The organism is Veillonella sp. CNR 79/14 (genome assembly GCF_003992185.1).
Taxonomy (GTDB): domain Bacteria; phylum Bacillota; class Negativicutes; order Veillonellales; family Veillonellaceae; genus F0422.
Genome location: NZ_RQVH01000002.1, coordinates 1 through 25,572, shown reverse-complemented (window position 1 = coordinate 25,572; position 25,572 = coordinate 1). Strand labels below are relative to the sequence as shown.

Here is a 25,572-nt window from a genome sequence, read left to right as displayed (position 1 = left end):
GTTAGCAGGATGGGCAAGAAACAAACGCCTATGATGGAGCAGTATTTTAGTATTAAAGCTCGCTATGAAAAGGAACTATTATTTTTTCGGTTAGGTGACTTTTATGAGCTTTTTTACGACGATGCTATCACCGCATCACGAGAATTGAATATTACCTTAACAGGTCGCAATGCGGGTGAAGAAGATAAAGCTCCTATGTGTGGCGTTCCTTTCCATTCTGCAGAATCCTATATTGAAAAACTCATCAGTAAAGGCTACAAAGTAGCCATTTGTGAACAAGTAGAAGATCCTAAAGAGGCAAAGGGAATCGTAAAACGTGATGTGATCCGGGTTATCACACCAGGTACAGTACTCAGTGAAAACGGTACAAAAGATGGGGAAAATAATTTCTTAGCCTTGACCTATGAAACAGGGGGGCAGCGCATTGTGTTGTTCACAGATATCACTACTGGTGAAGTGATTTGGGAACGTATGGATAGTTCTAGTGAAAGTTCTTTATTTGATGCTTTCACTATGTACCAACCAAAAGAGCTTATCCTAGCTGATAGTAGTGAATTACCTACTAGTATCCAAGATTTTTTGACACGTCAAATGTCAGGCATAGCCTTATCTCCGTTCACGCCTGCAGAAACTATGGATAGTATTCGTCTAAAAGGTCGTGAACATTTTTCTGATGCTGGCTTGCTAGAAGAAGATGTATTAGAAGCCTTAGGTTATGTCATTCTCTATTTACAAGATATTATTAAAACAGATACGTCTCACATTAATTATGTGCACCAACTATCTGTTGGAGACCGCATGATATTGGACACATCTTGTTTGCGCCATTTGGAGATTACAAGAAATGTTCGAGATGGATCTAAAAAAGGTACGCTCCTAGATGTACTAGATAAAACATTAACCCCTATGGGGGCTCGCATGTTGAAACAGTGGATTGAACATCCTTTAATGGATATCCATCGCATCGTGCGCCGTCAAATGGGCATAGGTGAATCTATTGATAATCCAACCATGCGCAGTCAACTGCGTTCTTTACTGACATCAGTTTATGATTTTGAACGCATTCTAAGCCGTGTAGAAACGGGGAGTGTATCTCCTAGAGATTTTGCCTCCTTGCGAGAATCTTTGCGGGTCTTACCGATGATTCAAGAGGTAATACAACATTGTACCTCTAATATTCTTCAAGACTGTCATAGTATGATTCACACCCATAATGACCTATGTGACCTATTAACACGTGCTATCGTGGATCAGCCGTCGTTGGCGTTGAAAGATGGTCATGTTATCCGTGATGGATACAGTGCAGAATTAGATGAATTGCGTTCTTTGGCTACCAATAGTCAAGAGTGGCTACATCGCTTAGAAGAAGAGGCGAAACAGGCTACAGGGATTCGCCTAAAAACAGGATACAATAAAGTATTCGGATACTATTTTGAAGTATCCCAAGGGCAAGTGGGTCTCGTACCAGATTATTTCATTCGTAAGCAAACCTTAACCAATGCAGAGCGCTATATTACGCCAGAGCTAAAAGAGTTTGAAATAAAAATGCTCAATGCAAAAGAACAGATTCAAAAGTTGGAATATTCTTTGTACCAAGACTTGCGTTTGATTGCTAAAGCACATATTAAAGAGATTCAAGAAACGGCTCGTGGCATTGCACAGTTAGACGTGATTTTGAGCTTAGGGGAAGTGGCCTTTACTAATAAATATGTATGTCCTACTATTGTTACAAATGGGGCGATTTCCATCAAAGATGGTCGCCATCCAGTGATTGAAACCTTGCTGAAACAGGAATTGTTCATTCCTAATGATGTGGTGTTGAACCATTCCGAAGAGGAGTTTATCCTCATCACAGGTCCTAACATGGCAGGTAAATCTACCTATATGCGTCAAGTGGCTTTGCTCATGATTATGGCGCAAATTGGCTCATTTATTCCTGCTAGAGAAGCCACCATTGCTCCTGTGGACAGAATTTTTACCCGCGTCGGTGCCAGCGATGATATTTCCACAGGCCAAAGTACTTTCATGGTGGAAATGAAAGAAGTATCCTATATCCTAGAACATGCAACGTGCAACAGTCTAGTCATCCTCGATGAAATAGGCCGTGGTACGTCTACCTTTGATGGCCTTAGCATTGCCCGTGCCGTGGTAGAGCACATTTGTGAAACCATTCACTGTAAAAGTTTGTTCGCTACTCACTATCACGAATTGATTGAACTGGAAGACCAATATAGTAAACTGAAAAACTATACGGTGGCCGTTAAAGATAAAGGCAATGATGTGCTATTTTTGCGCCGCATTGTAAAAGGTGGAGCAGACCGCAGTTATGGTATCCATGTGGCTAAATTAGCAGGTCTTCCTAAGGCTGTTCTAGATCGAGCTAACACAATTCTATCTCATTTGGAAGATGGAAAAGTGGTATCGGAAGCAGTGCCTAAGAAAAAAGAAAAACAAAGTGTTATAGGCCCTCTATTCGGGAGTGGTGATTTATTTACACAACCTGTTCTGGATCAGTTATTAAAGCTAGACATAATGAGTATGACACCCATAGAGGCTATCAGTGAATTATATCGTTTACAGGAAGAGGCGAAACAAGGAGGTGGCAAGTAATGCCAACCATTCATGTCCTAGATGAAACGACTATTAATCAGATAGCAGCTGGCGAAGTGGTAGAACGCCCTGCCTCTGTTATCAAAGAGTTAGTAGAAAATGCTATCGATGCAGGGGCTACTTCCATTGAAGTAGAAATTGCAGAAGGTGGCATCGAATACATGCGTATCACCGACAATGGGTGCGGTATGTCCGAAGTAGATGCACGGCTAGCCGTATTGCGTCACGCTACTAGTAAAATTCGCAGTGCCGACGATTTATACGATATTGCCTCTTTAGGTTTTCGTGGTGAAGCGATTGCCAGCATTGCCTCTGTATCTAAGTTTACCTTACGGACCCGTCAGGAAACGGATACTATGGGCACACGGATTTATATCGAAGGTGGTCATATGGTAGATTGCGATCCATGTGGCACATCGGTGGGCACCTCCATTGAGGTGAAAGATTTATTTTATAACACCCCAGCTCGTAGAAAGTTTTTAAAATCTACTCGTACAGAAGCGAATAAGATTCAAGATATGATTGGCAAACTGGCACTGAGCCACACCCATATTGCTTTCAAATGTATTGTTGATACACGAGTTACCATCATGACACCAGGGAATCATAAGATGGTGGATACTATCGCCGCTCTCTATGGATTTAAAGTTAGTGAAGATGTATTTCCCATTGCTTATGAGACGGAAGGTATTTATGTGGAAGGTGTGGTCAGTAAGCCAACAGTACTAAAAAGTAGCCGTCAATGGCAGACGACCATCGTAAACCAACGTGTTATTTCCGACAAAGCTATCTACAAGGCTATCGATACGGCGTACCATGCCCTATTACCGAAGGGTGGCTATCCCTTGGTAGTGTTACAAATTGTAGTACCTCCAAGGACCGTAGATATCAATGTACATCCACGAAAAAGTGAAGTGAAATTCTCTGACGATAAGCCGGTTTTTAAAGCAGTGTATAACAGTATTTTACAAGCCTTAGAACATCCGACTCATCACAGGACTAGCCAGCAAGAAGAAACCATTGCTACAGCTATCGACTACGATAAAGTATTCACTGGGCGTTCCCAAGGATTTACAGTGATGCGTGAAAAAACAGAGGCTCTCGTGGATACGATTCGTCAAAAGGGATATACAGCGCCACAGCGCACTGTGTATGAGCAAGCTAACTTTAACGAAACCCTAGATGTGAATGAAAACTTTGTGCCTAAAAGTTATACCCAAGAGGATAAAGATCGGTTCAGAGCTATCCGTGAATCACGGCCTAATTTAGTACCAAGTTCTGTAGAGCCATATATAAACCATACTGGAAATGAATCCGTATCGAGATATTTAAGTGCAACACAAGGTCTAGCAGGTGATTCTAATACTGGGGATGCTCTTGGTATAGATAGTTCCTATGATGCTGATCATAGTAATTCATATAATACTAATGCTAGTAAAACAGTAGCTAATCATGGATTACTTCCTATGGGCCAAGTAGCCTCTTGCTATATTTTGGCAAAAAAAGGCGATGATTTATACATTATCGACCAACATGCAGCGCACGAACGTGTGCGGTATGACAAACTATGCAAATCATCCGAGTCCATTCCTATGCAGGAATTATTAATGCCTATGCACATGGATGTTAGCGAGGAAGAATTAACATTGGCGGAAGAGCAAAGAGATACATTGTTAGACTTAGGATTCCAAGTAGACCAAGGAGGACCTACTTCCTTACGCATTGATGGTCATCCTGTGGATATTATTGAAAGCAAAGTTCCAGAGATTTTACAATACGTATTTTCCTACATGCATGATCATCAAAGTCCAAGTGCGGCACAATTACGTCATGAAATGTTGGCCTATGCTTCCTGTCGTGGCGCCATTAAAGCAGGGCATAATCTAAACTTGGTACAAATTGATGCTTTACTACAAGACCTGTTCAGCACGGAAAAGCCCTATGTGTGTCCTCATGGACGACCTACGATCATTAAATTTACACCAGACGAATTAGGAAAATTATTTTTACGGAGTTAATATGTATCTTATTAGCACAAGTTCAAAGACAAATGCATATCTCATTGAACAGGCTAAGAAGCTAAGTCAACTCCTGCAAATGCCCTATGTGCCACGAAAGCATCAGTCCATTGAAGAATTGCTAGATACAAATCACTGCAGTGGTGCCTTGGTAGTGACCAAGGAAGGTCCTTCTTTTGTAACAAAAGAGGGAATACCTCATCAATTTCATCTATCTATGGCACATTTGCGCTTGTTAGAAATTGACCGTGGACATGCAGACCATCTGCTACGAGCTATTGGTTATGAAACGGTCACATCTGTTTTAGATTGTACCGCTGGATTAGGTTCAGATAGTGCTGTTATCAGCTATGGTTGTCCACAGTTAACACGTCATACGGCTATTGAAGGACATCCTATCTTGGGGTATATCACCAATTATGGATTTCGACACTTTCAGCATAAAAATCCAAGTGTAACAGAGGCGTTGCGCCGTATTCAATTGGTCATTTGTAGTTATCAGGAGTATTTACAACAGATAGAATCTAATCGGTATGATGTTATCTATTTGGATCCTATGTTTGAAAATCCTGTTTATGAAAGTCCTCAATTTCTGCAGTGGCGTGGGCATTTGCTAGAATCTAAAGTAACTCCAGAGATTGTAGAACTTGCTTTAGAGAAATCGAAACGTTTGGTCATTAAAGAACGCAAAGGCAGTCGTCTATTCAAAGATATTCCGCCCATAGAAATGGTGGGTGGTAAATATAGTTCCATTTCTTATGGTATCTATGAAAGGAGGTAAGATGAACCAGTTAATCACTATTTTGGGTCCTACCGCAGTAGGGAAAACAGCCCTTACCTTGCGGATGGCGGAAACCTTACAATCTCCCGTACTATCTGGAGATGCTTACCAAATCTATAAAGGGTTGACCATTGGTACTGCCAAACCTACCCTTGAAGAATTGAACAGAGTGCCTCATTATTTCATCGATACCCATGAGCCTAATGACTCGTACAGTGTGGCAGAGTTCAATGCACAAGCTAACACTGTCATAGATGCTGTTAACAAAAAGGGGAAGATTCCCATCTTATCCGGTGGGACAGGGCTGTATGTGCAATCCTTACTAGAAGGATATGACTTTTTAGATGTCCCTCGCAATGAAAGTTTACGCCTTGAATTAGATAATATTTTTGACACCTCTGGATTAGAAGGTTTACAAGCCTATGCCAATGAATTGGCTGAAAAAGAAGGGGTGACGTTACCATTCCAAGATAAACATCGCCTATACCGTGCGATCGAGTGTGTCTTAGCTGGTGAGGGACATGCCTTATTAACGCCATCAAAAGAAGGATTAGTCTTTCATGGTCCTGTCATCGGCTTAGAACGGTCCAGGGAAGAACTATACGAACGGATTAACCTTCGAGTAGAGTATATGGTTCGAGATGGCTTATTCGAGGAAGTAGAACACCTATTGGAATCTGGCGTGAAACCAGATTCGCAGGCGTTCAAAGGCATTGGATATAAAGAGATTATTCCTTACTTTCACGGGGAATATTCAAAAGAACGGGCTATTGAATTAGTCCAACAACATACACGACAATTTGCAAAGCGGCAAATTACGTGGTATAAAAGGATGCCATATATTCAGTGGATTTCTATCACTCCGAATCGCAGTGAAGAAAGCATTTATGAGGAAGCTATGGAACTGGTTCAAGCTAGTTTTGAGTTTTCTATACATAGAAAGGAATAGAATGACTGTAGAAGAAATCCGTCAACAGGCTCTTGAGTTAGCTGAAAAAGAGTTCAAAAAATTTGAGCCTGTGGCGTTATATAATACAAAAAAAGTACTGGAAGCATTTAAAGAGTGTCAACTTTCAGATTATCATTTTAATGGCACCAGTGGCTATGGTTACAATGATGTGGGGCGTGAGAAACTAGACGAAGTATTTGCTCACGTATTTAAAGGAGAGCGTGCCATCGTGCGTCCTCATTTCGTGTCCGGTACTCATGCATTAGCCACAACCTTGCAAGCCATCTTGGGCAATGGATCGAAAGGGAAAGAGTTCGTCTATGCCGTAGGACAACCATACGATACGATGCAATCCGTCATTGGTGCATCACGCCATGTGCCAGGATCATTAACAGAGCAAGGTTTCATCTATAAAGAAGTTCCTTTGGTGAATAATACCTACGATTTAGAGGGCATTCGCCAAGCTGTTACAAAAGACACTCGAGTAGTGGTCATCCAACGGTCTAGAGGGTATAGCACACGAGAACCTTTATCTGTAGAAGACATTGGTATCATTGTGAAAGCTGTAAAAGAAGTAAATCCTGCAACTATAACCTTTGTGGATAATTGTTATGGTGAATTTACAGAAACTAGAGAGCCTCTAGAAGTAGGAGCCGATATTATGGCAGGCTCTCTCATTAAAAATGCTGGTGGCGGTATTGCGCCTACCGGTGGCTACGTGGTAGGTCGAGATGACTTAGTGGAACAAGTGGGGTATCAGTTAACAGCTCCAGGCTTAGGAGACCATATGGGATCCTACGCACCGGGATATCGCTTATTCTTCCAAGGACTATTCTTAGCACCACATGTAGTATTACAAGCTTTAAAAGGGGCGGTCTATACAGCAGCGGTGGGAACCTTATTGGGATATGAAGTATTTCCAAAAGTCGATGCACCACGCTTTGACTTAATCCAAGCTATCAATCTACATGGACCAGAAGAAATGGAATACTTCTGCCGTGGCATGCAAGCCTATAGCCCTGTAGATGCCCATGTTCACCCCATCCCAGGAGATATGCCTGGCTACGAAGATAAAATCATCATGGCAGGTGGAACCTTTGTACAAGGATCCTCCATCGAACTCAGCGCAGATGGACCAGTGCGACCACCGTATACCATCTTTATGCAAGGCGGACTCGTATTTGAACACTCCATGCTAGGTATCTTGGGGGCTGCTGAAGAGATATTAAAACATAGAGGGTAGAATATTTACTTTCTATATGATTAGTAGAAGTCTTTACTACATAGTGATACTTTTGATATAATATTTAAAAGAACTTCTCGAGGTAGAAAATTTGTGGCCTCTACACAACTAGAAATAGGATTGAGATGTGGGGTAAGCGACACCCACCGAGAAGTATCAAAACCACCTGCATAAGTAGGTGGTTTTTTATTATGAGAAACGGATAATTAAGCCAATTATGGGTTTAAATTATTGTCATTATCCCCTAAAATACGGTATAATATAGTGATATGTATAAGTATAATTTTTGTTCAATTATACATCTTCAGACTTTCAATCTGTTTTGATGTATCAATTTGATGGTAGGAGATAATATGGACAAAGTATATGCAGTAGCTATGAGCGGTGGCGTAGATAGTTCTTTAACCGCTTCAATGTTATTAGAACAGGGGTATAAGGTATTTGGTATTACCTTGCGTTTGTGGGTCAGCGACACGGAGGAAGACGAAATTCCCCAAGCCGTGGTGGATGCGAAGAAGATGTGTGATTTTCTTGGTATTGAGCATCATGTGGTGGATGCGAAAGATATTTTCAAAGATAATGTGGTAGATTATTTTATCACAGAATATTCCAATGGTCGTACACCGAATCCATGCGTGTTCTGTAATCGCAATATCAAATTCGATTTGTTACTACAACGTGCCTTATCCTTAGGAGCTACACACATGGTGACAGGTCATTATGCGCAGGTTATGTACAATGAGGCAGCACAACGGTATGAATTACATAAAGGTGACGATCCAACGAAGGATCAAAGTTATGTATTGTACACGTTAACCCAAGATATTTTAAAACATTTAGTCTTTCCTTTGGGGAATCAACCAAAAACGAAAACTCGCGAAATGGCTCATGAAAAAGAATTGCCTGTATGGGATAAACCAGATAGCTTAGATATCTGTTTCTTGCCGAATCATAATTACCAAGGGTTCATCGAAAAAACATCGAAATCGAAACCTAAATCAGGGCGCATTGTCCATGAAAATGGTGAGGTGTTAGGTACGCATAATGGATTATACAATTATACAATTGGACAACGTAAAGGCTTGGGCATTGCCTATGCATATCCTCTCTATGTTGTGAAATTAGATGGCGAAACGAATGAGGTTATCGTAGGTCCTAATGAAAGTTTATTCTCTCGCACCATGTTGTGTAAAAACTATAACTTCCTAGACGGAGTTGTGCCCACATTATTGCAAGCAGAAGGTAAAATTCGGTATGCCGCGAAACCATCACCATGTACTGTTACTTTCACAGAGGACGGTACTATGAAAGTTGAATTTACGGAACCACAACGCGCCATTACACCGGGGCAATCTGTCGTATTCTACGAAGGAAGTCGAGTTCTCGGTGGTGGTGTAATAGATATTGTTTGTTAGAAAGGGAAGTCATGAGTACATCACATATTCGTAATTTTTGTATCATTGCTCATATTGACCATGGTAAATCCACGCTAGCGGATCGTTTAATCGAAGCAACTGGGTCTTTGACGAAACGAGAAATGCAAGCCCAAGTCTTAGACTCCATGGACCTAGAACGGGAACGGGGCATTACGATTAAAGCCCAATCCGTTCGTTTATTGCACACTGCAAAAGATGGACAAGAATACACATTAAATTTAATCGACACACCAGGTCACGTGGACTTCAGCTATGAAGTATCCCGTTCCTTGGCAGCTTGCGAAGGAGCCTTGTTGGTGGTTGATGCTGCACAAGGTGTAGAGGCGCAAACTTTGGCCAATGTCTATTTAGCATTGGAACATGATTTGGAAATCATTCCTGTCATTAATAAAATTGATTTGCCAAGTGCAGATCCTGAACGTGTAAAACGTGAAATCGAAGATGTTATTGGATTAGATGCATCTGATGCTATTTTGGCCAGTGCTAAGTCTGGCATTGGTATTCAGGATATCTTAGAAGCGATTGTAGAGAAAATTCCTGCACCACCAGATCATTCTGATAAACCAGCACGTGCCTTAATTTTTGACTCTCGCTTTGACTCCTACAAAGGTGCCATTGCTTACGTGCGCGTGCAAGAAGGTTCTTTGAAAGTAAAAGATACCATTCGTATGATGCACAGTTCTAAGGATTTTGAGGTCACTGAATTAGGTGTATTTACACCGCATCTGTTGCCAGTCCAAGAATTACCATGTGGCTCTGTAGGCTGTGTGGCAGCAAGTATTAAAAATGTTCGTGACTGTCGTGTAGGGGATACGATCACAAAAGCAGATAATCCAGCTGAAGAACCATTACCAGGATACCGCAAGGCCGTGTCCATGGTATATTGTGGTCTATACCCAACAGATTCCAAAGATTATGAAAACTTACGGGATGCCTTAGAAAAACTAAATTTAAACGATGCTGCTTTAGAATACGAAGCAGAAACATCCTTGGCACTAGGTTTTGGATTCCGTTGCGGTTTCCTTGGACTATTACACATGGATGTCATCCAAGAACGATTGGAACGGGAGTATAATCTATCCTTGATTACGACTGCTCCAAGCGTAAACTATAAGGTATACAAAACAAATGGGGAAGTCATCGAAGTGGATAACCCTGCTAAATTACCGCCACCAACTGAAATTGACTATGTAGAAGAGCCATATGTAAAGGCTACCACTATCGTTCCTAAAGATTATGTGGGGGCCATTATGGAACTTTCACAGGACAAACGTGGGGAATACATCAGCATGGAATACATTGATGAAAGCCGTGTATCTATCGTATACCACTTGCCGCTAGGGGAAATCATTTACGATTATTTCGATAAATTGAAATCTGCTACGAAAGGCTACGCATCCTTGGACTATGAATTGATTGGCTACCAACAATCTCCAATGGTGAAAATGGACATCTTATTAAATGGAGATCCTGTCGATGCCTTGAGTATTATCGTTCACAAAGATCGCGCTCAATTACGTGGCCGTGCCCTCGCTGAGAAATTGAAAGAATTGATTCCACGTCAAAACTTTGAAATTCCAATCCAAGCGGCAGTAGGAACAAAAATTGTAGCTCGTGAAACGGTAAAAGCTTGGCGTAAAGACGTATTGGCAAAATGTTACGGCGGTGATATTTCCCGTAAACGTAAATTGCTAGAAAAACAAAAAGAAGGTAAAAAACGGATGAAAGCTGTAGGGTCTGTAGAGATTCCACAAGAAGCATTCATGGCGATTTTGAAAGTAGAAAACTAATGAATACAACTCGTATTCCAGTAGGTCACAGGGGAATGTATATCCACATTCCCTTTTGCCGTCAAAAGTGTACCTACTGTGATTTCCCTTCGTACCAAGGATTAGAAGACTATTTTGATGTGTACGCCTATGCGTTGCGCCAAGAGATTGAATCTAATCAGGCCTTCTTGGGGACAGAGCCCTTCGATACGATTTACTTCGGCGGTGGAACACCGACTGTATTGTCCATCAAGGAATTGAATCGTATATTAGAGACAGTGTACAAAACATATACGGTTAGCAGTGATGTAGAAATTACCATTGAGGCTAACCCTGGTGAAGTGGATGCACAATACCTGAAACAATTGCATGAACTAGGAATTAACCGCATTAGCTTTGGTGTGCAAACATTTCGTGATGACCATTTGCGTGTATTGCACCGAACCCATACGGCAAAGATGGCACAACAAGCAGTTCTAGATGCCTATGAGGTAGGGTTCCGCAATATTAGCATTGATCAAATTTATGGATTACCCCGACAAACATTGGAAGATATTTCTTATAATCTAGAAGTCATTCAGTCTTTGCCCATAAATCATATCTCTATCTATGGCCTGCAAGTGGAACCTAGTACCTTATTGCATCGCCAAGTTATGGATCATTCGGTCATATTACCGTCTGAAGATATATGCGAACAGATGTACGACTACCTTGTAGAAGGGTTAGAAAAACAGATGTTCGATAGATATGAAATTGCTAGTTTTGGTAAAGATGGAGCTTTCAGTCGTCATAATATCAAATACTGGCATGGCGCTGATTACATCGGCTTTGGTGCTGGTGCTCATTCCTTTGTTGGGAATCGGCGCTTTCAGAATACCCCTTACGTGGTGCCTTACATCCATAAAATTGAAATGGGTGAAAGTCCATGCATTGAGGAAGAAATCATCACTAGCCCTCGTGACTATGAAGATTTTAGCTTTCTTGCGTTGCGCACGAAGTGGGGATTAGTACCTAGTTTGTTTGAAAGTCGATTTAATTTAGACTTTCACAATATATATGGATCTGTTGTAACAGATCTAATACGTAAACAATTGCTTGTTTATGAAGATGATGCATATCGTCTCACTAAGGAAGGGGCCAAGCACGGCAATTATGTGTTTAGTCAGTTCCTTACGTCCTAAGTAGGAATGTACGCCCATACAGTTAATTTAGGAGAGTTTTATGAAAACAGCAGTTATTTTACATGCCTTATTCAGTGAGTTCACATACGAACAAATGGAGGCAATTTTTAGCCTAGCGAAAGAACATAATGGAAAGTTCCGTATCGTTCCTACAGGCATTCAAATTTATGACATTACAAAAGAACAAAAAGAATCTATCTTGGAACATTTACCAGATGGAGTGGTGCAAGTACAACATAAATCGGTGAACTCCATCGTGGCATGCCGCGGTACAGATGGATGTAGCCATGCCTTTATGGAAACCATTCCGATGGCGACTATGGTAGACCAAAAACACTACGGCAAAGATATGCCGAATAAAATTCGCATCGGCATCAGCGGTTGCCCACGATGCTGCGCAGAGTCTATGATCAAAGACATCGGCCTAGTGGGAAAACCAAATGGCTTTACCTTAGTAGCAGGTGGCACAAGCGGTGCCTTGCCTCGAAAAGCAATTACCTTGCTAGAAGGATTATCCCCAGAAGAAGCAGAACAAAAAATCTCGGAGCTCTTAGAATGGTATAGCACTAATGCGAAGCCAAAAGAGAAGTTCGAGCATGTGTTACAGCGATTGGGGAATCCATTCCAGTAAAACGTCACTTGTGATGCTATGTAGCCTGTGGCTAACTAAACTAAATATATTAAAAGGAAGAGCACGGTATACTCCTCACAAACGGTATTTCATAATGTTTGAAGTCGTCACTTCTTCTGTTATGTAATCTTGTGGCTATTGACTAACTAGCAAAGGGAAACGAGCAACATATTCCTCCAGAAACTGATACAGTGGTTAGGTTTCCTCCGGAACATGTTGCTCGTTTCTAGTTATGTGTGATTTAGGTAGTAAGGGGAGCCACAAGATCTGCTACGCATAATGGTGTTCCTCAAGGGGAAAAAATTAGTAGAGTTTGCTACTAAGGAGTCGCCTAACAGTTTTACTGAACTACATGTTGCTCGTTTCTTGTGTATACGTGATTTAGGTAGTAAGGAGGCCACAAGATATGTTACGCATAATGGCGTTCCTAAGGAGAATATGAGTACTATAATACATAAAAAGACCAGTACAACTTACATGCTTGATGTCTTGTACTGGTCTTTTGTAGTTATTTTGAATGATTCATTGGATAGTCTGGAAGAAGTATTTTATGCTAGGGTTTTATAATACACCCCAGCTTTTGGATTCGTAATACGTAGTTTAAGTGGTTCTTCATCTTGTATGATATATAACGTATCTTCTTCTAATCCAGTCCATTCTAATGATATGGAAGTTTCACCTGTAGTGATACCAAGTGCTTCCGATGGAGGGACATACAGCAGTCGTACTCCTTTGGGTAGGAGTGTACTGCTTTTTTTTATGAACTGTAATTGTTCTCCGTGTTTTGCATAGTCCAATATGTGTGCTAATTCGTTATGATGATCTTCGTTTATTAAATCATGAACTTGTGCTTGCTCGACATGTACAAAATTTTCAATGTCATCACGTTGTAATACAATAAATTTCATATACTACCTTTCCTTTATAGAAATCATTAATCTAAAACAAGATTAAGCTAAGGCCTAGCATCTTACAAAGCCTAATATCTTAATAGTTACCAATATTTAATCTTAATATCATTATACTATCAATTCTATGACGATACAATTATAAAAGGGAGTATACATCGATTAAATCTCACACCGAGTAGATGCGTTAGTGAGGTATGTCTATATAATGCACTATGTAAGAGCTAACGTAGAGGATCACAGCAACGCTCGCCCTCAAACTTCCACCAGATTGGATGCGTTGGTGAGATATGTTAAGCTAATGGGCTAATTGATGACAACCCTAGAAGAGCACGGCATGTTCCGGAGCAAACCTAACGAAGTATCAGTTTGCGGAGGAATGTGCCGTGCTCTTCCTTTTGCCCAAATTAGTACTGACATACCTCACCAAACTAAATAATCAAAAGTTTGTTTTTTTGACTAATACGGTATTTACTGAACTTTCACCAATTTTTCACTTGACATATGTTGTAAATGTGATACTATATATCTTGTAGTTAGCACTCAGCCTTAGTGAGTGCTAATAATAACGAGGTGATACTATGGATGAAAGGAAAGAGCGCATTCTGCGTGCTATCATTCAAGATTACATTAAAACAGCGGAACCGGTTGGTTCTCGTACAATCGCAAAGAATTATGATTTAGGTATCAGTCCTGCGACGGTACGAAATGAAATGGCTGATTTAGAAGATCTTGGCTTTCTTGAACAACCTCATACATCAGCAGGTCGCATACCTTCGGCAAAAGGCTACCAGTACTATGTAGACACTTTACAGGAGTTTGAAGACGATGCTGCTGAAGATATTCCTGTAATTCAAGAGTTATGGCAGACTCATCAACAAGAACTTGATGATTTTTTTGTAGAAATAGCAAAACTTATTTCTCGTATTAGTCATAATGTGAGTATGTTTTTAGCTCCCGCCCATGATTCATCTACTATAACCTATATCCATGTTCTTCCTATCGATGAACATAGAGCGGTCATGGTGGTGGTAACGAATACAGGTGCTTTGGATAATGAGCCAATTTATTTTACAGAACCTATTAATAAAGAAGAATTAGCTATGCATGCGCATCGCTTTAATAGTGTACTTCATGATGTATCCATCCAGGATATCACGCAAGAAAACTTAGACAAAATGCGAGTAACTTTGGATTTACAAGATACAACGTATGTAGTTTTTTGTGACACATTATATCGAGCCATTGCTAAGCGAAAACTATTCTATACAATAGGAACTACATCCTTATTAGAACAACCAGAGTTTAACGATATTAAACGGGCCCAACCACTGTTAGCCTTATTAGAACAACAAGATGAGTTAACCCAATTATTAACGCCAAACTCTAGTAGTCCTATCGATGTCAAAATAGGTCACTCCAACGAACTGGTGAAAGATATTAGCGTTATCCAAGCAAGTTTCAATGTTCCTCATCAAGTAGGTACCCTCGCTATTGTAGGTCCTACACGAATGGAATATGGCCGTATTATGGGTATCCTAGCCTATATTAATAAGTGCATGGAAGAATTACAAGAACAGAAAAAGAAGCTGTAAAGAGGTGAAGTATGGAAGAAAATAAACAAGAAGAAACAGTCACTCCTGAAGTGGAAGTTTTGGAAGAAGAAGCTCCTGAAGCAGTAGACCCTACGAAAGAATGGGAGCAACGATACATGCGTTTGCAAGCAGATTTTGAAAACTTCAGACGTCGTACAAACCAAGAAAAAGAACAATTAGGGGTATTTGTTAAATCACATGTTATTGAAGATTTACTCCCAGTCTTAGATAATTTTGAAAGGGCACTTTCAGCACCTGAAACGCCAGAAACGAAGGCTTTCATGGAAGGATTTGTAATGATTCAACAAAGCTTAATGGCAAGCCTATCAAAACAAGGATTAGCGGTGATTGAAGCTGTGGGTCAACCGTTTGATCCAAATTACCACCAAGCTATCATGCGTGTGCCAGCTGAAGATATGGAAGATGACACTGTGTGTGAAGTATTACAAACAGGCTATACTGTAGAAGGCCGCGTGGTACGTCCAGCCATGGTAAAAGTAGTTCATAATGGATAATGTATAAGTAATTTTAATTAACATATTAGAAGAAGTATTAGGAGGTCATGTTAAATGGCAAAAGTAATTGGTATTGACTTAGGTACAACAAATTCTTGTTTCGCAGTAATGGAAGGCGGCGAACCAACTGTTATTACAAACCAAGAGGGAGCTAGAACGACTCCTTCCGTAGTAGGTTTTGCAAAAAATGGCGAACGTTTAGTAGGTCAATTAGCTAAACGTCAAGCAGTTTCTAACCCTGAAAACACAATCATTTCTATTAAACGTCATATGGGTACAGATTACAAAGTGAATGTAGAAGGTAAATCCTATACACCACAAGAAATCTCTGCTATGATTCTACAAAAAATTAAAGCTGATGCAGAAGCTCATTTAGGGGAACCAGTAAAACAAGCAGTTATCACTGTTCCTGCATACTTCACTGACTCTCAACGTCAAGCTACAAAAGACGCTGGTACAGTAGCAGGCTTAGAAGTATTACGTATCATCAACGAACCTACAGCAGCTGCTTTAGCATATGGCGTAGACAAAGGTGAAGACGGTAAAATCCTTGTATTCGACCTTGGTGGTGGTACATTCGACGTATCCATCCTTGAATTGGGTGAAGGCGTGTTCGAAGTATTGGCAACATCTGGTAACAACCATTTAGGTGGTGACGACTTTGACCAACGCATTATGGATTATCTAATTAGTGAATTCAAAAAAGAAACTGGTATTGATTTGTCCAACGATAAATTAGCTGATCAACGTTTAAAAGAAGCTGCTGAAAAAGCTAAAATTGAGTTGTCTGGCGTGGCAAGCACACAAATCAACTTGCCATTCATCACAGCGGATGCAACAGGTCCTAAACATTTAGACGTAACATTAACTCGCGCTAAATTCGATGAATTGACTCGTGACCTTGTAGAAGCAACTATCGAACCTACTCGTAAAGCGATGAAAGATGCTGGCTTATCCGCTTCTGAAATCGACAAAGTATTATTAGTAGGTGGTTCTACTCGTATTCCAGCAGTACAAGATGCGATCAAACGCGAATTAGGTAAAGAACCAACTAAAAACATCAACCCTGACGAATGTGTAGCTATCGGTGCTGCCATCCAAGGTGGTGTATTAGTAGGTGAAGTAAAAGACGTATTGTTACTTGACGTAACTCCATTGTCTTTAGGTATTGAAACTATGGGTGGTATCTTCACTCGTATTATTGACCGTAACACAACAATCCCTACATCTAAATCTCAAGTATTCTCCACAGCAGCTGATAATCAACCTTCCGTTGATATCCATGTATTACAAGGGGAACGCGACATGGCGGCAGCTAACAAAACATTGGGCCGTTTCGAATTGTCCGGTATCCCAGCAGCTCCTCGTGGAGTACCTAAAATCGAAGTTACTTTCAACATCGATGCGAATGGTATCGTAAATGTAAAAGCAAAAGATCTTGGTACTGGTAAAGAGCAAGCTATTACAATTACATCTTCTTCCGGTTTGAGCGATAAAGAAATCGACCGCATGGTAAAAGAAGCTGAAACACATGCAGCTGAAGATAAAGCTAAAAAAGAAGAAGTAGAAGTGAAAAACAATGCTGATAACTTGGTATACCAAGCTGAAAAAGCAGTGAAAGACTTTGAAGGTAAAGCTGATGCAGCACAATTAGAAGCTGTTAAAAAAGCGACAGAAACGTTAAAAGCATCTATTGAGTCTGGCGATATTGAAAAAATTAAAGCTGATAGCGAAGCATTGACAGCTCCTTTATACGAATTGTCCTCTAAAATGTACGAACAAGCGCAAGCTCAAGGCGAACAAGGTGGACAAGAAGCTCCTAAACAAGATGATAATGTAGTAGACGCTGACTACACAGTAGTTGACGAAGACAAAAAATAATAAGAAGGGACATAGATAATGGCTCGTGATTATTATGACGTCCTTGGCGTCAACAAAAATGCATCCCAAGATGAAATTAAGAAAGCATTTCGTAAGAAAGCACGTCAATACCATCCAGACGTAAACCGTGATAATCCTGAAGAGGCAGAAAAGAACTTTAAAGAAGTGAATGAAGCCTACGAAGTATTATCTGATGACACGAAAAAAGCACAATATGACCAATACGGTCATGATGCCTTTACTGCTGGCGGAGGTAACTCCGCTGGCGGTTTTGGCGGTGGTTTTGGTGGCGGCGGATTTGGCGGTTTCGGCGGTGGTGGCGGATTTGAAGATATTTTTGGTAATATCTTTGACATGTTCGGCGGCGGTGGTGGCCGTGGTCAACGTGGTCCAGAGCGTGGTGCCGATTTACGCCAAGATGTACGCATTTCATTCCGTGATGCTGTATTTGGAACAACGATGAAAGTCAATGTACAGCGCCATGAAGAGTGTGATCATTGTCATGGTACAGGTGGTGAGCCTGGTTCTAAAGTAGAAACATGTCCAAACTGTCATGGTTCCGGTCAAGAAGCTGTCATTCAAAATACACCATTTGGACGTATGCAAACGGTGCGCACATGTTCTCGATGCGGTGGACAAGGTAAAATTATTGAAAAACCTTGTAAAGTATGTCGTGGACAAGGACAAGCTATCAAACGTCGTGATATAGAAATCAAAATACCAGCTGGTGTCGACGATGGTGCACGCCTTCGTGTATCTGGAGAAGGGGAACCTGGTACATTAGGTGGCCCTAAAGGTGATTTATATGTGTATATCTCTGTAGCTCGTGACAAAGAGTTTGAACGCAGTGGCAACGATGTTGTATTACGTCAAACTATCTCTTTCTCACAAGCTGCACTAGGTGCTACTATACAAGTTCCTACTTTAGAAGGTAAAGTGGAGTTAAAAATCCCTGAAGGCACACAAACTGGTACTGCTTTCAGAATCAAAGGACAAGGTGTTCCGTATTTACGTCAACCAAGCCAACGTGGTGATCAACACGTAGTTGTCACTGTGGAAACACCTAAAAAATTGACAGATAAACAACGTCAATTATTAGTTGAGTTTGCTGCAGAAAACAAAGAAGATGTAAATACTTTGAAAGTGAACAAAAGCATATTAGAAAATTTAAGTGATAAGGTGAAACAGTTATTTTGCCAAGATTAAAACTTGGTAAGTAAGGAGTCATCTATGAAATGGATAGAAATATCCATTACTGTAGAAGTGGCAGTCATTGATGAAATGGCTGCCATTTTTAATGATATAGAGAGTAATGGATACATAGAAGAAACAATAGCAAATAACCCCAACTTAAGCCGTGTGACCATCTATTTAGGCGTAGACAAAGATAAGGAGCAGTGGAAACAGATCATAGAAACAGCATTACAAGTTGCTAATATTTCCTATAGTGATATGGTAAGTAAAATTGTAGACGATGAGCAATGGTATCATAGTTGGCAACAATATATTATGCCTACGAGATTGTTACCAGACTTGGTGATTTGTCCCGCTTGGCAAAGCTATGATGCCTCTACAGATCCACTCGCTACAGAACAAGATGTGGTAATGACCATGGATACAAAGCTTTCTTTTGGCACAGGAGACCATGAAACTACTAGAAACTGCGCCACTTTATTAGGCAAATATATACACCGTATTCCCGTAGATTTGAGCCAACAGGTTTGCCTAGATATTGGTACTGGTACAGGTATTTTATTACTAGCAGCCCATCATTTAGGGATTCCTAATTTGGTGGGGATAGATTTAGAAGAAGAAGCAGCTATACAAGCAAAGGAAAACTGTGCAAGCAATGGTATTGAGGCAACCATCATTCATGGCAATTTAAGCGATGACTTTCACGGTAAAGCTCATCTCATACTAGCGAATTTAACAGTAGATCCTCTAAAAATTTTATTGCCTATGATTAGGGAAAAACTACACGATAATGGTATACTAATAATAAGTGGTATTGTAGACGATCGGTATGATGAAATTATGCCGTATATTACTAACCACTGGACTATTATGGAAGAAATGGTAGAGGGCCCTTGGCATACCTTTGCCTTAGCATAAGATAGGTAGTATATGAAAAAAATATTTATTGATGGCATTATAGATGAAAGTATCCAATTACCTACAGATACAGCACATCATCTCTTTCATGTATTGCGCCATTCTAAAGAGGAACCTTTTATTGTGGGCAATCATGAAGGGCATACAGGTGAATTTGTGTTAATATCTGAGGAATCAGATATATATATGGCGAAACGATTACGTACCATTGACGTGTCTACATCAGCTACGAAAGTAGTGTTAATTCAATCCTTTTTGAAAGGCGATAAGTTCGAGTTTTTATTGCAAAAGGCTACGGAATTAAACGTTCATCACATCTACGGTGTATCTTCGGTCCATTGTGTAGCTAAATATGATGCTAAAAAATTAAACGCCAAGAAAAGTAGATGGGAAAAAATTATCATAGAAGCAAGCCAACAATGTGGTCGCCCTAATGTACCTACATTAACAGTAGAACAGTCACTTTCAGAAGTACTGCAAATCTTACAATCTGATGAGGGAGTTCTCTTGTTAGGTGCCTATGAACGAGAAGATGACAAGACGATCAAAGATATTTTACAAACACAGTTACATACTAATTCATACCATACCATAGCCATTTGCATTGGTCCTGAAGGTGGTTATAGCCCTACTGAAATGGAACTATTGGAATCCTGTGGAGGCCATAAGGTTAGCCTAGGAGCCACTATATTGCGTGCTGAAACAGCGGCATTAAGTGCTGTGAGTATGATTCAATATGAATTACTAGATTAGGAGTCTCATGAAGACAGTTGCATTTACTACCTTAGGGTGTCGTGTCAATCAATATGATACGGATGCCATGAAAGGTTTATTTATAAAAGCAGGATATACTCCTGTTGGTTTCGATGAAGAAGCCTCTATTTACGTGATTAATACTTGTTCTGTAACAAATATGGGAGAGAAAAAATCACGCCAATTAATCCGACAAGCAAAGCGCCGTAATCCAGAAGCCTTTATTGTAGTCACAGGCTGTTATGCCCAATTGGCGCCAGAAGTGATTTCTGCTATCGATGGGGTTAACCTTGTCATCGGTACAGCGAATCGAAATAAAATTGTAGAATTAGTAGAAAATATTCCATCTACAGAAGAACAGATTTCCATCGTTCGTAATGTAATGGAAGAGTCTACTTTTGAAGAAATGCCTTTATTTGGCAATGAAATTGAAAAATGTCGGGCTTTCATGAAGATACAAGAAGGGTGTAACAATTTCTGTTCCTTCTGTATCATTCCGTATACACGAGGAAAATTAAAGTCTAGAAAAATTGAAGACATTGTGGAAGAAGCAAAACGCCTGGTTGCCTATGGGTATAAAGAAGTAGTACTCACAGGGATACACCTCGGTAACTACGGTATTGAATTACCAGAGCGACCAACCTTAGGCCGCGTTGTGCGTGAATTATTGACCATTGATGGCTTAGAACGCATTCGTTTTGGTTCTATTGAATCTGTAGAAGTATCGGAAGAATTAATCGAGTTAATGGCAACGAACCCTCGTGTATGCCCTAACCTACATTTGCCATTACAAGCAGGATCTGATCCAGTGTTAAAAGCGATGAACCGTCACTATAATTTGCAACAATACAAAGACTTAGTGAAGTATTTACGTAGTCGGATTCCGAATTTATCCATCACGACAGATATTATCGCTGGCTTCCCAGGGGAAACAGACGAATTATTCGAGGAAACCATGCGCACTGTCAAAGAAGTTGGTTTTACGCATATCCATGCCTTCCCATATTCTATTCGAGAAGGTACGCCAGCTGCTAAGATGGAAGAGCAAGTTCCAGAAGCCGTAAAAAAGACACGTGTAGCCTTATTAAATCAACTTGGGAAGGAAGGCTTTAAAGCCTATGCTAACCGTTTCCTTAACCAACCTGTGAAGGTTCTCATCGAACAATGCGATGACTTTTACTATTATGGCTTAACCAATGAATATGTACATAGTAAAATACCTAAACAAGACCATACTTTCAATGTAGGAGATATTGTAAGCGGTAAATTGACAGAAGTACATAGTGATGTGGTGCTAGTGGAGATTTAGAGCTAATTTGTTACGAGGTTCATCATCTAATAGATAGAATTTTTTGAAGGCATTTAATGATGAATTGATCGTATTTTAAGAAATAAATAATAGACTATATAGAATATTTTTGATATAGTTAATATCATAGTATGTAAGTATCATACAGTAGATAAGAGAGGGGATTCCCATGAAAGAAGATTGCTTATTTTGTAAAATTATTAATAAAGAAATTCCAGCTAAGGTTGTATTAGAAAATGACAAGTTCTTGGCATTCCATGATATAGCTCCAGTAGCACCAGTTCATGTCCTGATCATTCCTAAGAACCATGTATCTAATATTGCTCATTTAAATGAAAATAATGAAGCCTATGTGGAAGGTATCTTACCATTTGCTAAATTGGTAGCAAAAGAATTAGGTCTGGCCGCTGATGGATACCGTTTAACATTAAATACTGGCGCTAAAGCAGGTCAAACTGTATTCCATTTACATGCACATTTGTTGGGTGGTAAAGAATTAGGTTGGCCAAATATTGACTAATCTAGGAGGAACAAGTGTCAATAGAACAAACTATTATGAATCAATATAATGTAGATAATATTCTGCATTACTTTCAAGAAATTGCTAATATCCCTAGAAAATCTGGGCATGAACAAGCTATTTCTAATTATATTAAAGACTGGGCTCTAAACCTAGGCTTAGATGTGTTCCAAGATGAACAATATAATCTAATCATTAAAAAAGCTGGTACAGAGGGATATGAATCACATGAACCAGTGATTCTACAAGGTCATATGGACATGGTTTGCACGAAACTAGAGTCTGTGGAGCATGACTTTATTAACAGCCCTATCGCTTTGCATGTAGAGGATGGTATCTTACATGCCAATGGAACTACCTTAGGGGCAGATGATGGCTTTGCAGTAGCCTATGGCATGGCTATCTTAGCATCTACAATGATTCCACATCCTCCGTTAGAGGTAGTATTCACTGTAGAAGAAGAAACTACTTTCAAAGGTGTAAAAACATTAGATTACAGTCATTTACAAGGCAAACGTCTCATCAATATGGATGGAGAACGTATGAATGAAGTGACCATCGGTAGTGCTGGCGGTCATGGTTCTACCGTAACATTGCCTATTGTACAAGTATCTGTGAATAATGAAATGACCAAGCGCAGAATCACGATAGAAGGATTAAAAGGTGGACATTCTGGTTGTGATATCCATTTAGGGCGGGGTAATGCCATTTATATCCTATCTAAGGTATTAGAACGTATCACAGGGGAACATAACATTCGCATCACTGAAATAAGCGGTGGCAGTGCACCGAATGCAATTCCATTACGTGCTTATGCTGATGTGTATCTACATTTACAAGATGTGCCATATGTGCAAGTTCTGTTACAAGAAGAACAAGATAAGTGGAATGCTCATTATGCATCAGCTGGTGAAAGTATGACAATATCTTTATCTGTTGTACCTAAAGTAAATCGTGAAGATTTAGTGGAATTAGACCTAGAAGCCATCACTATGGAACGTGCTTTCAGTAGTGACACTGTACAAAAACTATGTGCTCTTATTCAAGGAATTGAACAAGACGTGTTACAACATGCTCCTGAGAATCCAAATGAAGTATGGTTCTCTAATAATATTGGTGTTTTGAGTATGGCAGATAGTGCTGTATACCTTAAAATGCAAGTACGCAGTACAGATACGAAGAACCTAGAGGCTCATTACAAAGAGTTATCGCAATTGGCAGAAACTCATGGTGCAACGACGACCCTTGAGAGCCCATATCCAGGCTGGCTACCAACATTTGATAGTCCTTTACAACAAGCCTATCAAAAGGCTTATGAATCTGTGACAGGCGCTAAAAACTTACAGTTCAATGTAATCCATGCAGGTCTTGAAGTTGGCTACATGTTCGATAATTTACAAGGTACTGTAGATGCTATTAATATTGGGCCAAACATTCATGACTTACATGCACCTACAGAACGTATGGAGTTAGAAAGTTTTGTTACTACTTGGAATGTATTGAAAGAGTTCTTAAAAACCTTATAAACAAAATATTTGCCATTTGTTTTGGTCTATGATATAATTACTTCCGATAACGATATATTATCGGAAGTAATTTTTTAGTTTAAAATAGCTATATAGATACCAACAGCTCTATATAGTACATCTGAGGTGCTTATGAGTCAATCTAATACACACTTCTATTTACGCAATTATAAAGAGATTATGAACAACTCCAAGCTTAGCGATAAGGCTAAGTCTAGCATTCTATTATCCAAAGCAGAAAATACCGTTGATGCCTACGAATCTGATTGGATGGATTTTGTGGATTGGTGTCAACATAAACAAGAATCCTTTTTTCCTAGTTCACCAGAAATTATTGTCAATTATATTAATGATTTAGCTGATTACGCTAAGGCTAATACTATATCACGTCGCATTAGCGCCTTATCGGAAAACTTTAATGCTTCTGGTATTGAAAGTAACCCTTGTAGCGCTCCTATCGTCAAACAAGCGATGAGAGGTATTCGTAGATCCTTAGGCACTTACCAACAAGGTAAAACACCTGTACTACTGGATGATCTAATGGATATCCTAGACTATATGGAAACTGCTGATATAGCACCTATACAAAAACTTCGTGATAAAGCTATTTTATTATTAGGCTTTATGGGCGCCTTTCGACGTAGTGAATTATCTGCCTTAACCGTAGAATCTTTAAAGTTTTTACCACAAGGTTTAGAAATCTTTGTTGCCAACTCTAAAGCTGACCAAGAAGGCCAAGGTGCAATTGTAGCAATACCTTATATAGATAATGAAGCATTATGCGCCGTAAGAGCCGTAAAAGCATGGCTACGCTTTGTTCCTATTACAACAGGCCCTATTTTTCGAGGATTTACCAAAAATATGAACGTACGCAAAACTGCTATCAGTGATAAAAGTATTGCAGAGATTGTAAAATACTATATGGCAGCTATTGGCGAAGATCCCTCCTTATATGGAGCTCATAGTCTACGTCATGGATTTGCTACCACAGCCGCCCATTATGGCGTAGAAGAACGTAATATAATGAAACAAACTCGACACCATAGTGTCAATATGGTACGTCGTTATATTAATGAAGCCAATAAATTTGTAGATAATCCTATATCTTCTATATTCAAGCCTAAATAGCACCATATTAACTACATATTACTTGAGTTAGATGATGTATATTGAATCTCTATATAGTCGTACATAGACTATATAATACAGAAAATAATCAGATACAATTCTGTCTCCAAAACATGAGAAAGAACAGACAAAAAAGACTGCATACCCCTATGAATAATACATAGGATATACAGTCTTTTTATTCTATCATTCAATATATATATTTTAATATTTTACCGAACATACACATGCTACAATTTAATTATTTGCCCAAGCTGTAATAAAACCGAACATAGTTTTTTCTTTCAGTGTAGGAATCATTAAAGTTTCTCCAGCACGTAATGCCTTACCATGCTGTAAATGATTAATTTCTTCGATCGCTACGATATACTCACGGATATCAATATCTTCAGTTTGCGCCAATGCCTTTTGAGAGATACTCCATAAGGTATCCCCAGCATCTACTTGTACAGCTTTAATATTTTGAGTATCCATCTCTAATGTTGTAGTATTAATCATACCATTTACTACAAATACCATAGCTACCATTACTAAAATAGAAAATAATTTATTCATAATATATACCTCTCTCTAATAATATCGAACAAAATAAATAGTACATCTGTTTGTTTATATTCATATTCTAACACACATACAAATGTTCGGTCAAGCATAATTTTTTAGAACGCATATTTGACAATTTTCGATATTAAATTTATTATAGGTGT

The 25,572-nt window shown here is 39.6% G+C and carries 21 protein-coding genes; 19 read left to right on the top strand and 2 right to left on the bottom strand.

Annotated features, from left to right (window positions below):
• The first annotated feature begins 9 nt into the window (after positions 1 to 9).
• The 9 genes from mutS (at position 10) to EO119_RS00720 (ending at position 12,618) form a co-directional block, all read left to right on the top strand.
• Complete coding sequence (mutS, locus tag EO119_RS00760; RefSeq protein WP_126940330.1) at positions 10 to 2,610, top strand: DNA mismatch repair protein MutS; 2,601 nt, start codon at positions 10 to 12, stop codon at positions 2,608 to 2,610.
• Entirely contained in the window at positions 2,610 to 4,628 is a 2,019-nt protein-coding gene (gene mutL, locus EO119_RS00755) for a DNA mismatch repair endonuclease MutL (protein WP_126940329.1), read from the top strand. Before mutS ends, mutL begins: the two co-directional genes overlap by 1 nt.
• 1 nt (position 4,629) lies before the next feature.
• On the top strand, positions 4,630 to 5,409 hold the full coding sequence (locus EO119_RS00750) for a class I SAM-dependent methyltransferase (RefSeq protein WP_126940328.1): 780 nt from the start codon (positions 4,630 to 4,632) through the stop codon (positions 5,407 to 5,409).
• 1 nt (position 5,410) lies between these two features.
• Complete coding sequence (miaA, locus tag EO119_RS00745; RefSeq protein WP_126940327.1) at positions 5,411 to 6,358, top strand: tRNA (adenosine(37)-N6)-dimethylallyltransferase MiaA; 948 nt, start codon at positions 5,411 to 5,413, stop codon at positions 6,356 to 6,358.
• 1 nt (position 6,359) lies between these two features.
• Positions 6,360 to 7,601: a methionine gamma-lyase family protein gene (locus EO119_RS00740; RefSeq protein WP_126940326.1), complete on the top strand. Its 1,242-nt coding sequence runs from the start codon at positions 6,360 to 6,362 to the stop codon at positions 7,599 to 7,601.
• Between the two features lie 353 nt (positions 7,602 to 7,954).
• On the top strand, positions 7,955 to 9,016 hold the full coding sequence (gene mnmA / locus EO119_RS00735; RefSeq protein WP_126940325.1) for a tRNA 2-thiouridine(34) synthase MnmA: 1,062 nt from the start codon (positions 7,955 to 7,957) through the stop codon (positions 9,014 to 9,016).
• Positions 9,017 to 9,027: 11 nt separating this feature from the next.
• Positions 9,028 to 10,827, top strand: coding sequence for a translation elongation factor 4 (gene lepA, locus EO119_RS00730; RefSeq protein WP_126940324.1), 1,800 nt, complete (start codon positions 9,028 to 9,030; stop codon positions 10,825 to 10,827).
• On the top strand, positions 10,827 to 11,987 hold the full coding sequence (gene hemW, locus EO119_RS00725) for a radical SAM family heme chaperone HemW (RefSeq protein ID WP_164725654.1): 1,161 nt from the start codon (positions 10,827 to 10,829) through the stop codon (positions 11,985 to 11,987). Before lepA ends, hemW begins: the two co-directional genes overlap by 1 nt.
• A gap of 40 nt (positions 11,988 to 12,027) precedes the next feature.
• Positions 12,028 to 12,618 (top strand): nitrite reductase, encoded by a 591-nt coding sequence (locus EO119_RS00720; protein ID WP_126940323.1) that lies wholly within the window; start codon positions 12,028 to 12,030, stop codon positions 12,616 to 12,618.
• A 548-nt stretch (positions 12,619 to 13,166) separates the two neighbouring features.
• Here EO119_RS00720 and EO119_RS00715 read toward each other — a convergent pair.
• Positions 13,167 to 13,526: a hypothetical protein gene (locus tag EO119_RS00715; RefSeq protein ID WP_126940322.1), complete on the bottom strand. Its 360-nt coding sequence runs from the start codon at positions 13,524 to 13,526 to the stop codon at positions 13,167 to 13,169.
• Positions 13,527 to 14,107: 581 nt separating this feature from the next.
• On the opposite strand from EO119_RS00715, the gene hrcA reads away from it, so the two are divergent.
• The 10 genes from hrcA to EO119_RS00665 all read left to right on the top strand — a co-directional run bounded on the left by hrcA (position 14,108) and on the right by EO119_RS00665 (position 24,865).
• Positions 14,108 to 15,121, top strand: coding sequence for a heat-inducible transcriptional repressor HrcA (gene hrcA / locus EO119_RS00710; protein ID WP_126940321.1), 1,014 nt, complete (start codon positions 14,108 to 14,110; stop codon positions 15,119 to 15,121).
• Between the two features lie 11 nt (positions 15,122 to 15,132).
• Positions 15,133 to 15,636 (top strand): nucleotide exchange factor GrpE, encoded by a 504-nt coding sequence (gene grpE, locus EO119_RS00705; RefSeq protein ID WP_126940320.1) that lies wholly within the window; start codon positions 15,133 to 15,135, stop codon positions 15,634 to 15,636.
• Between the two features lie 54 nt (positions 15,637 to 15,690).
• On the top strand, positions 15,691 to 17,517 hold the full coding sequence (gene dnaK, locus EO119_RS00700; RefSeq protein ID WP_126940319.1) for a molecular chaperone DnaK: 1,827 nt from the start codon (positions 15,691 to 15,693) through the stop codon (positions 17,515 to 17,517).
• A gap of 18 nt (positions 17,518 to 17,535) precedes the next feature.
• The gene (dnaJ, locus tag EO119_RS00695) at positions 17,536 to 18,723 is read left to right on the top strand and encodes a molecular chaperone DnaJ (protein WP_126940318.1); all 1,188 of its coding nucleotides are present in this window, start codon (positions 17,536 to 17,538) and stop codon (positions 18,721 to 18,723) included.
• Positions 18,724 to 18,747: 24 nt separating this feature from the next.
• Positions 18,748 to 19,629: a 50S ribosomal protein L11 methyltransferase gene (locus EO119_RS00690; protein WP_126940317.1), complete on the top strand. Its 882-nt coding sequence runs from the start codon at positions 18,748 to 18,750 to the stop codon at positions 19,627 to 19,629.
• A 12-nt stretch (positions 19,630 to 19,641) separates the two neighbouring features.
• Entirely contained in the window at positions 19,642 to 20,382 is a 741-nt protein-coding gene (locus EO119_RS00685; protein ID WP_126940316.1) for a 16S rRNA (uracil(1498)-N(3))-methyltransferase, read from the top strand.
• Between the two features lie 7 nt (positions 20,383 to 20,389).
• On the top strand, positions 20,390 to 21,691 hold the full coding sequence (mtaB, locus tag EO119_RS00680; RefSeq protein WP_126940315.1) for a tRNA (N(6)-L-threonylcarbamoyladenosine(37)-C(2))-methylthiotransferase MtaB: 1,302 nt from the start codon (positions 20,390 to 20,392) through the stop codon (positions 21,689 to 21,691).
• 169 nt (positions 21,692 to 21,860) lie between these two features.
• Positions 21,861 to 22,211 carry a histidine triad nucleotide-binding protein gene (locus tag EO119_RS00675; RefSeq protein ID WP_009352788.1) on the top strand — a complete coding sequence of 117 codons (351 nt, stop codon included), beginning with the start codon at positions 21,861 to 21,863 and terminating at the stop codon, positions 22,209 to 22,211.
• 14 nt (positions 22,212 to 22,225) lie between these two features.
• Positions 22,226 to 23,737 (top strand): beta-Ala-His dipeptidase, encoded by a 1,512-nt coding sequence (gene pepD, locus EO119_RS00670; protein WP_126940314.1) that lies wholly within the window; start codon positions 22,226 to 22,228, stop codon positions 23,735 to 23,737.
• Positions 23,738 to 23,869: 132 nt separating this feature from the next.
• Entirely contained in the window at positions 23,870 to 24,865 is a 996-nt protein-coding gene (locus EO119_RS00665) for a site-specific integrase (RefSeq protein WP_126940313.1), read from the top strand.
• Between the two features lie 237 nt (positions 24,866 to 25,102).
• Here EO119_RS00665 and EO119_RS00660 read toward each other — a convergent pair whose 3' ends face one another.
• A complete protein-coding gene (locus EO119_RS00660) occupies positions 25,103 to 25,420 on the bottom strand; it encodes a LysM peptidoglycan-binding domain-containing protein (RefSeq protein ID WP_062402758.1) in 318 nt (105 codons plus the stop codon).
• Positions 25,421 to 25,572: the final 152 nt, after the last annotated feature.

What these genes read in the sequence shown, in the direction of transcription:
- grpE (WP_126940320.1), top strand. Translation starts at nt 15,133, where the DNA reads ATGGAAGAAAATAAACAAGAAGAAACAGTCACTCCTGAAGTGGAAGTT.
- mtaB (WP_126940315.1), top strand. Translation starts at nt 20,390, where the DNA reads ATGAAGACAGTTGCATTTACTACCTTAGGGTGTCGTGTCAATCAATAT.
- mutL (WP_126940329.1), top strand. Translation starts at nt 2,610, where the DNA reads ATGCCAACCATTCATGTCCTAGATGAAACGACTATTAATCAGATAGCA.
- EO119_RS00715 (WP_126940322.1), bottom strand. Translation starts at nt 13,526, where the DNA reads ATGAAATTTATTGTATTACAACGTGATGACATTGAAAATTTTGTACAT.
- hemW (WP_164725654.1), top strand. Translation starts at nt 10,827, where the DNA reads ATGAATACAACTCGTATTCCAGTAGGTCACAGGGGAATGTATATCCAC.
- EO119_RS00665 (WP_126940313.1), top strand. Translation starts at nt 23,870, where the DNA reads ATGAGTCAATCTAATACACACTTCTATTTACGCAATTATAAAGAGATT.
- dnaK (WP_126940319.1), top strand. Translation starts at nt 15,691, where the DNA reads ATGGCAAAAGTAATTGGTATTGACTTAGGTACAACAAATTCTTGTTTC.
- EO119_RS00660 (WP_062402758.1), bottom strand. Translation starts at nt 25,420, where the DNA reads ATGAATAAATTATTTTCTATTTTAGTAATGGTAGCTATGGTATTTGTA.
- EO119_RS00740 (WP_126940326.1), top strand. Translation starts at nt 6,360, where the DNA reads ATGACTGTAGAAGAAATCCGTCAACAGGCTCTTGAGTTAGCTGAAAAA.
- mnmA (WP_126940325.1), top strand. Translation starts at nt 7,955, where the DNA reads ATGGACAAAGTATATGCAGTAGCTATGAGCGGTGGCGTAGATAGTTCT.
- EO119_RS00675 (WP_009352788.1), top strand. Translation starts at nt 21,861, where the DNA reads ATGAAAGAAGATTGCTTATTTTGTAAAATTATTAATAAAGAAATTCCA.
- dnaJ (WP_126940318.1), top strand. Translation starts at nt 17,536, where the DNA reads ATGGCTCGTGATTATTATGACGTCCTTGGCGTCAACAAAAATGCATCC.
- EO119_RS00720 (WP_126940323.1), top strand. Translation starts at nt 12,028, where the DNA reads ATGAAAACAGCAGTTATTTTACATGCCTTATTCAGTGAGTTCACATAC.
- mutS (WP_126940330.1), top strand. Translation starts at nt 10, where the DNA reads ATGGGCAAGAAACAAACGCCTATGATGGAGCAGTATTTTAGTATTAAA.
- miaA (WP_126940327.1), top strand. Translation starts at nt 5,411, where the DNA reads ATGAACCAGTTAATCACTATTTTGGGTCCTACCGCAGTAGGGAAAACA.
- hrcA (WP_126940321.1), top strand. Translation starts at nt 14,108, where the DNA reads ATGGATGAAAGGAAAGAGCGCATTCTGCGTGCTATCATTCAAGATTAC.
- lepA (WP_126940324.1), top strand. Translation starts at nt 9,028, where the DNA reads ATGAGTACATCACATATTCGTAATTTTTGTATCATTGCTCATATTGAC.
- EO119_RS00690 (WP_126940317.1), top strand. Translation starts at nt 18,748, where the DNA reads ATGAAATGGATAGAAATATCCATTACTGTAGAAGTGGCAGTCATTGAT.
- EO119_RS00685 (WP_126940316.1), top strand. Translation starts at nt 19,642, where the DNA reads ATGAAAAAAATATTTATTGATGGCATTATAGATGAAAGTATCCAATTA.
- EO119_RS00750 (WP_126940328.1), top strand. Translation starts at nt 4,630, where the DNA reads ATGTATCTTATTAGCACAAGTTCAAAGACAAATGCATATCTCATTGAA.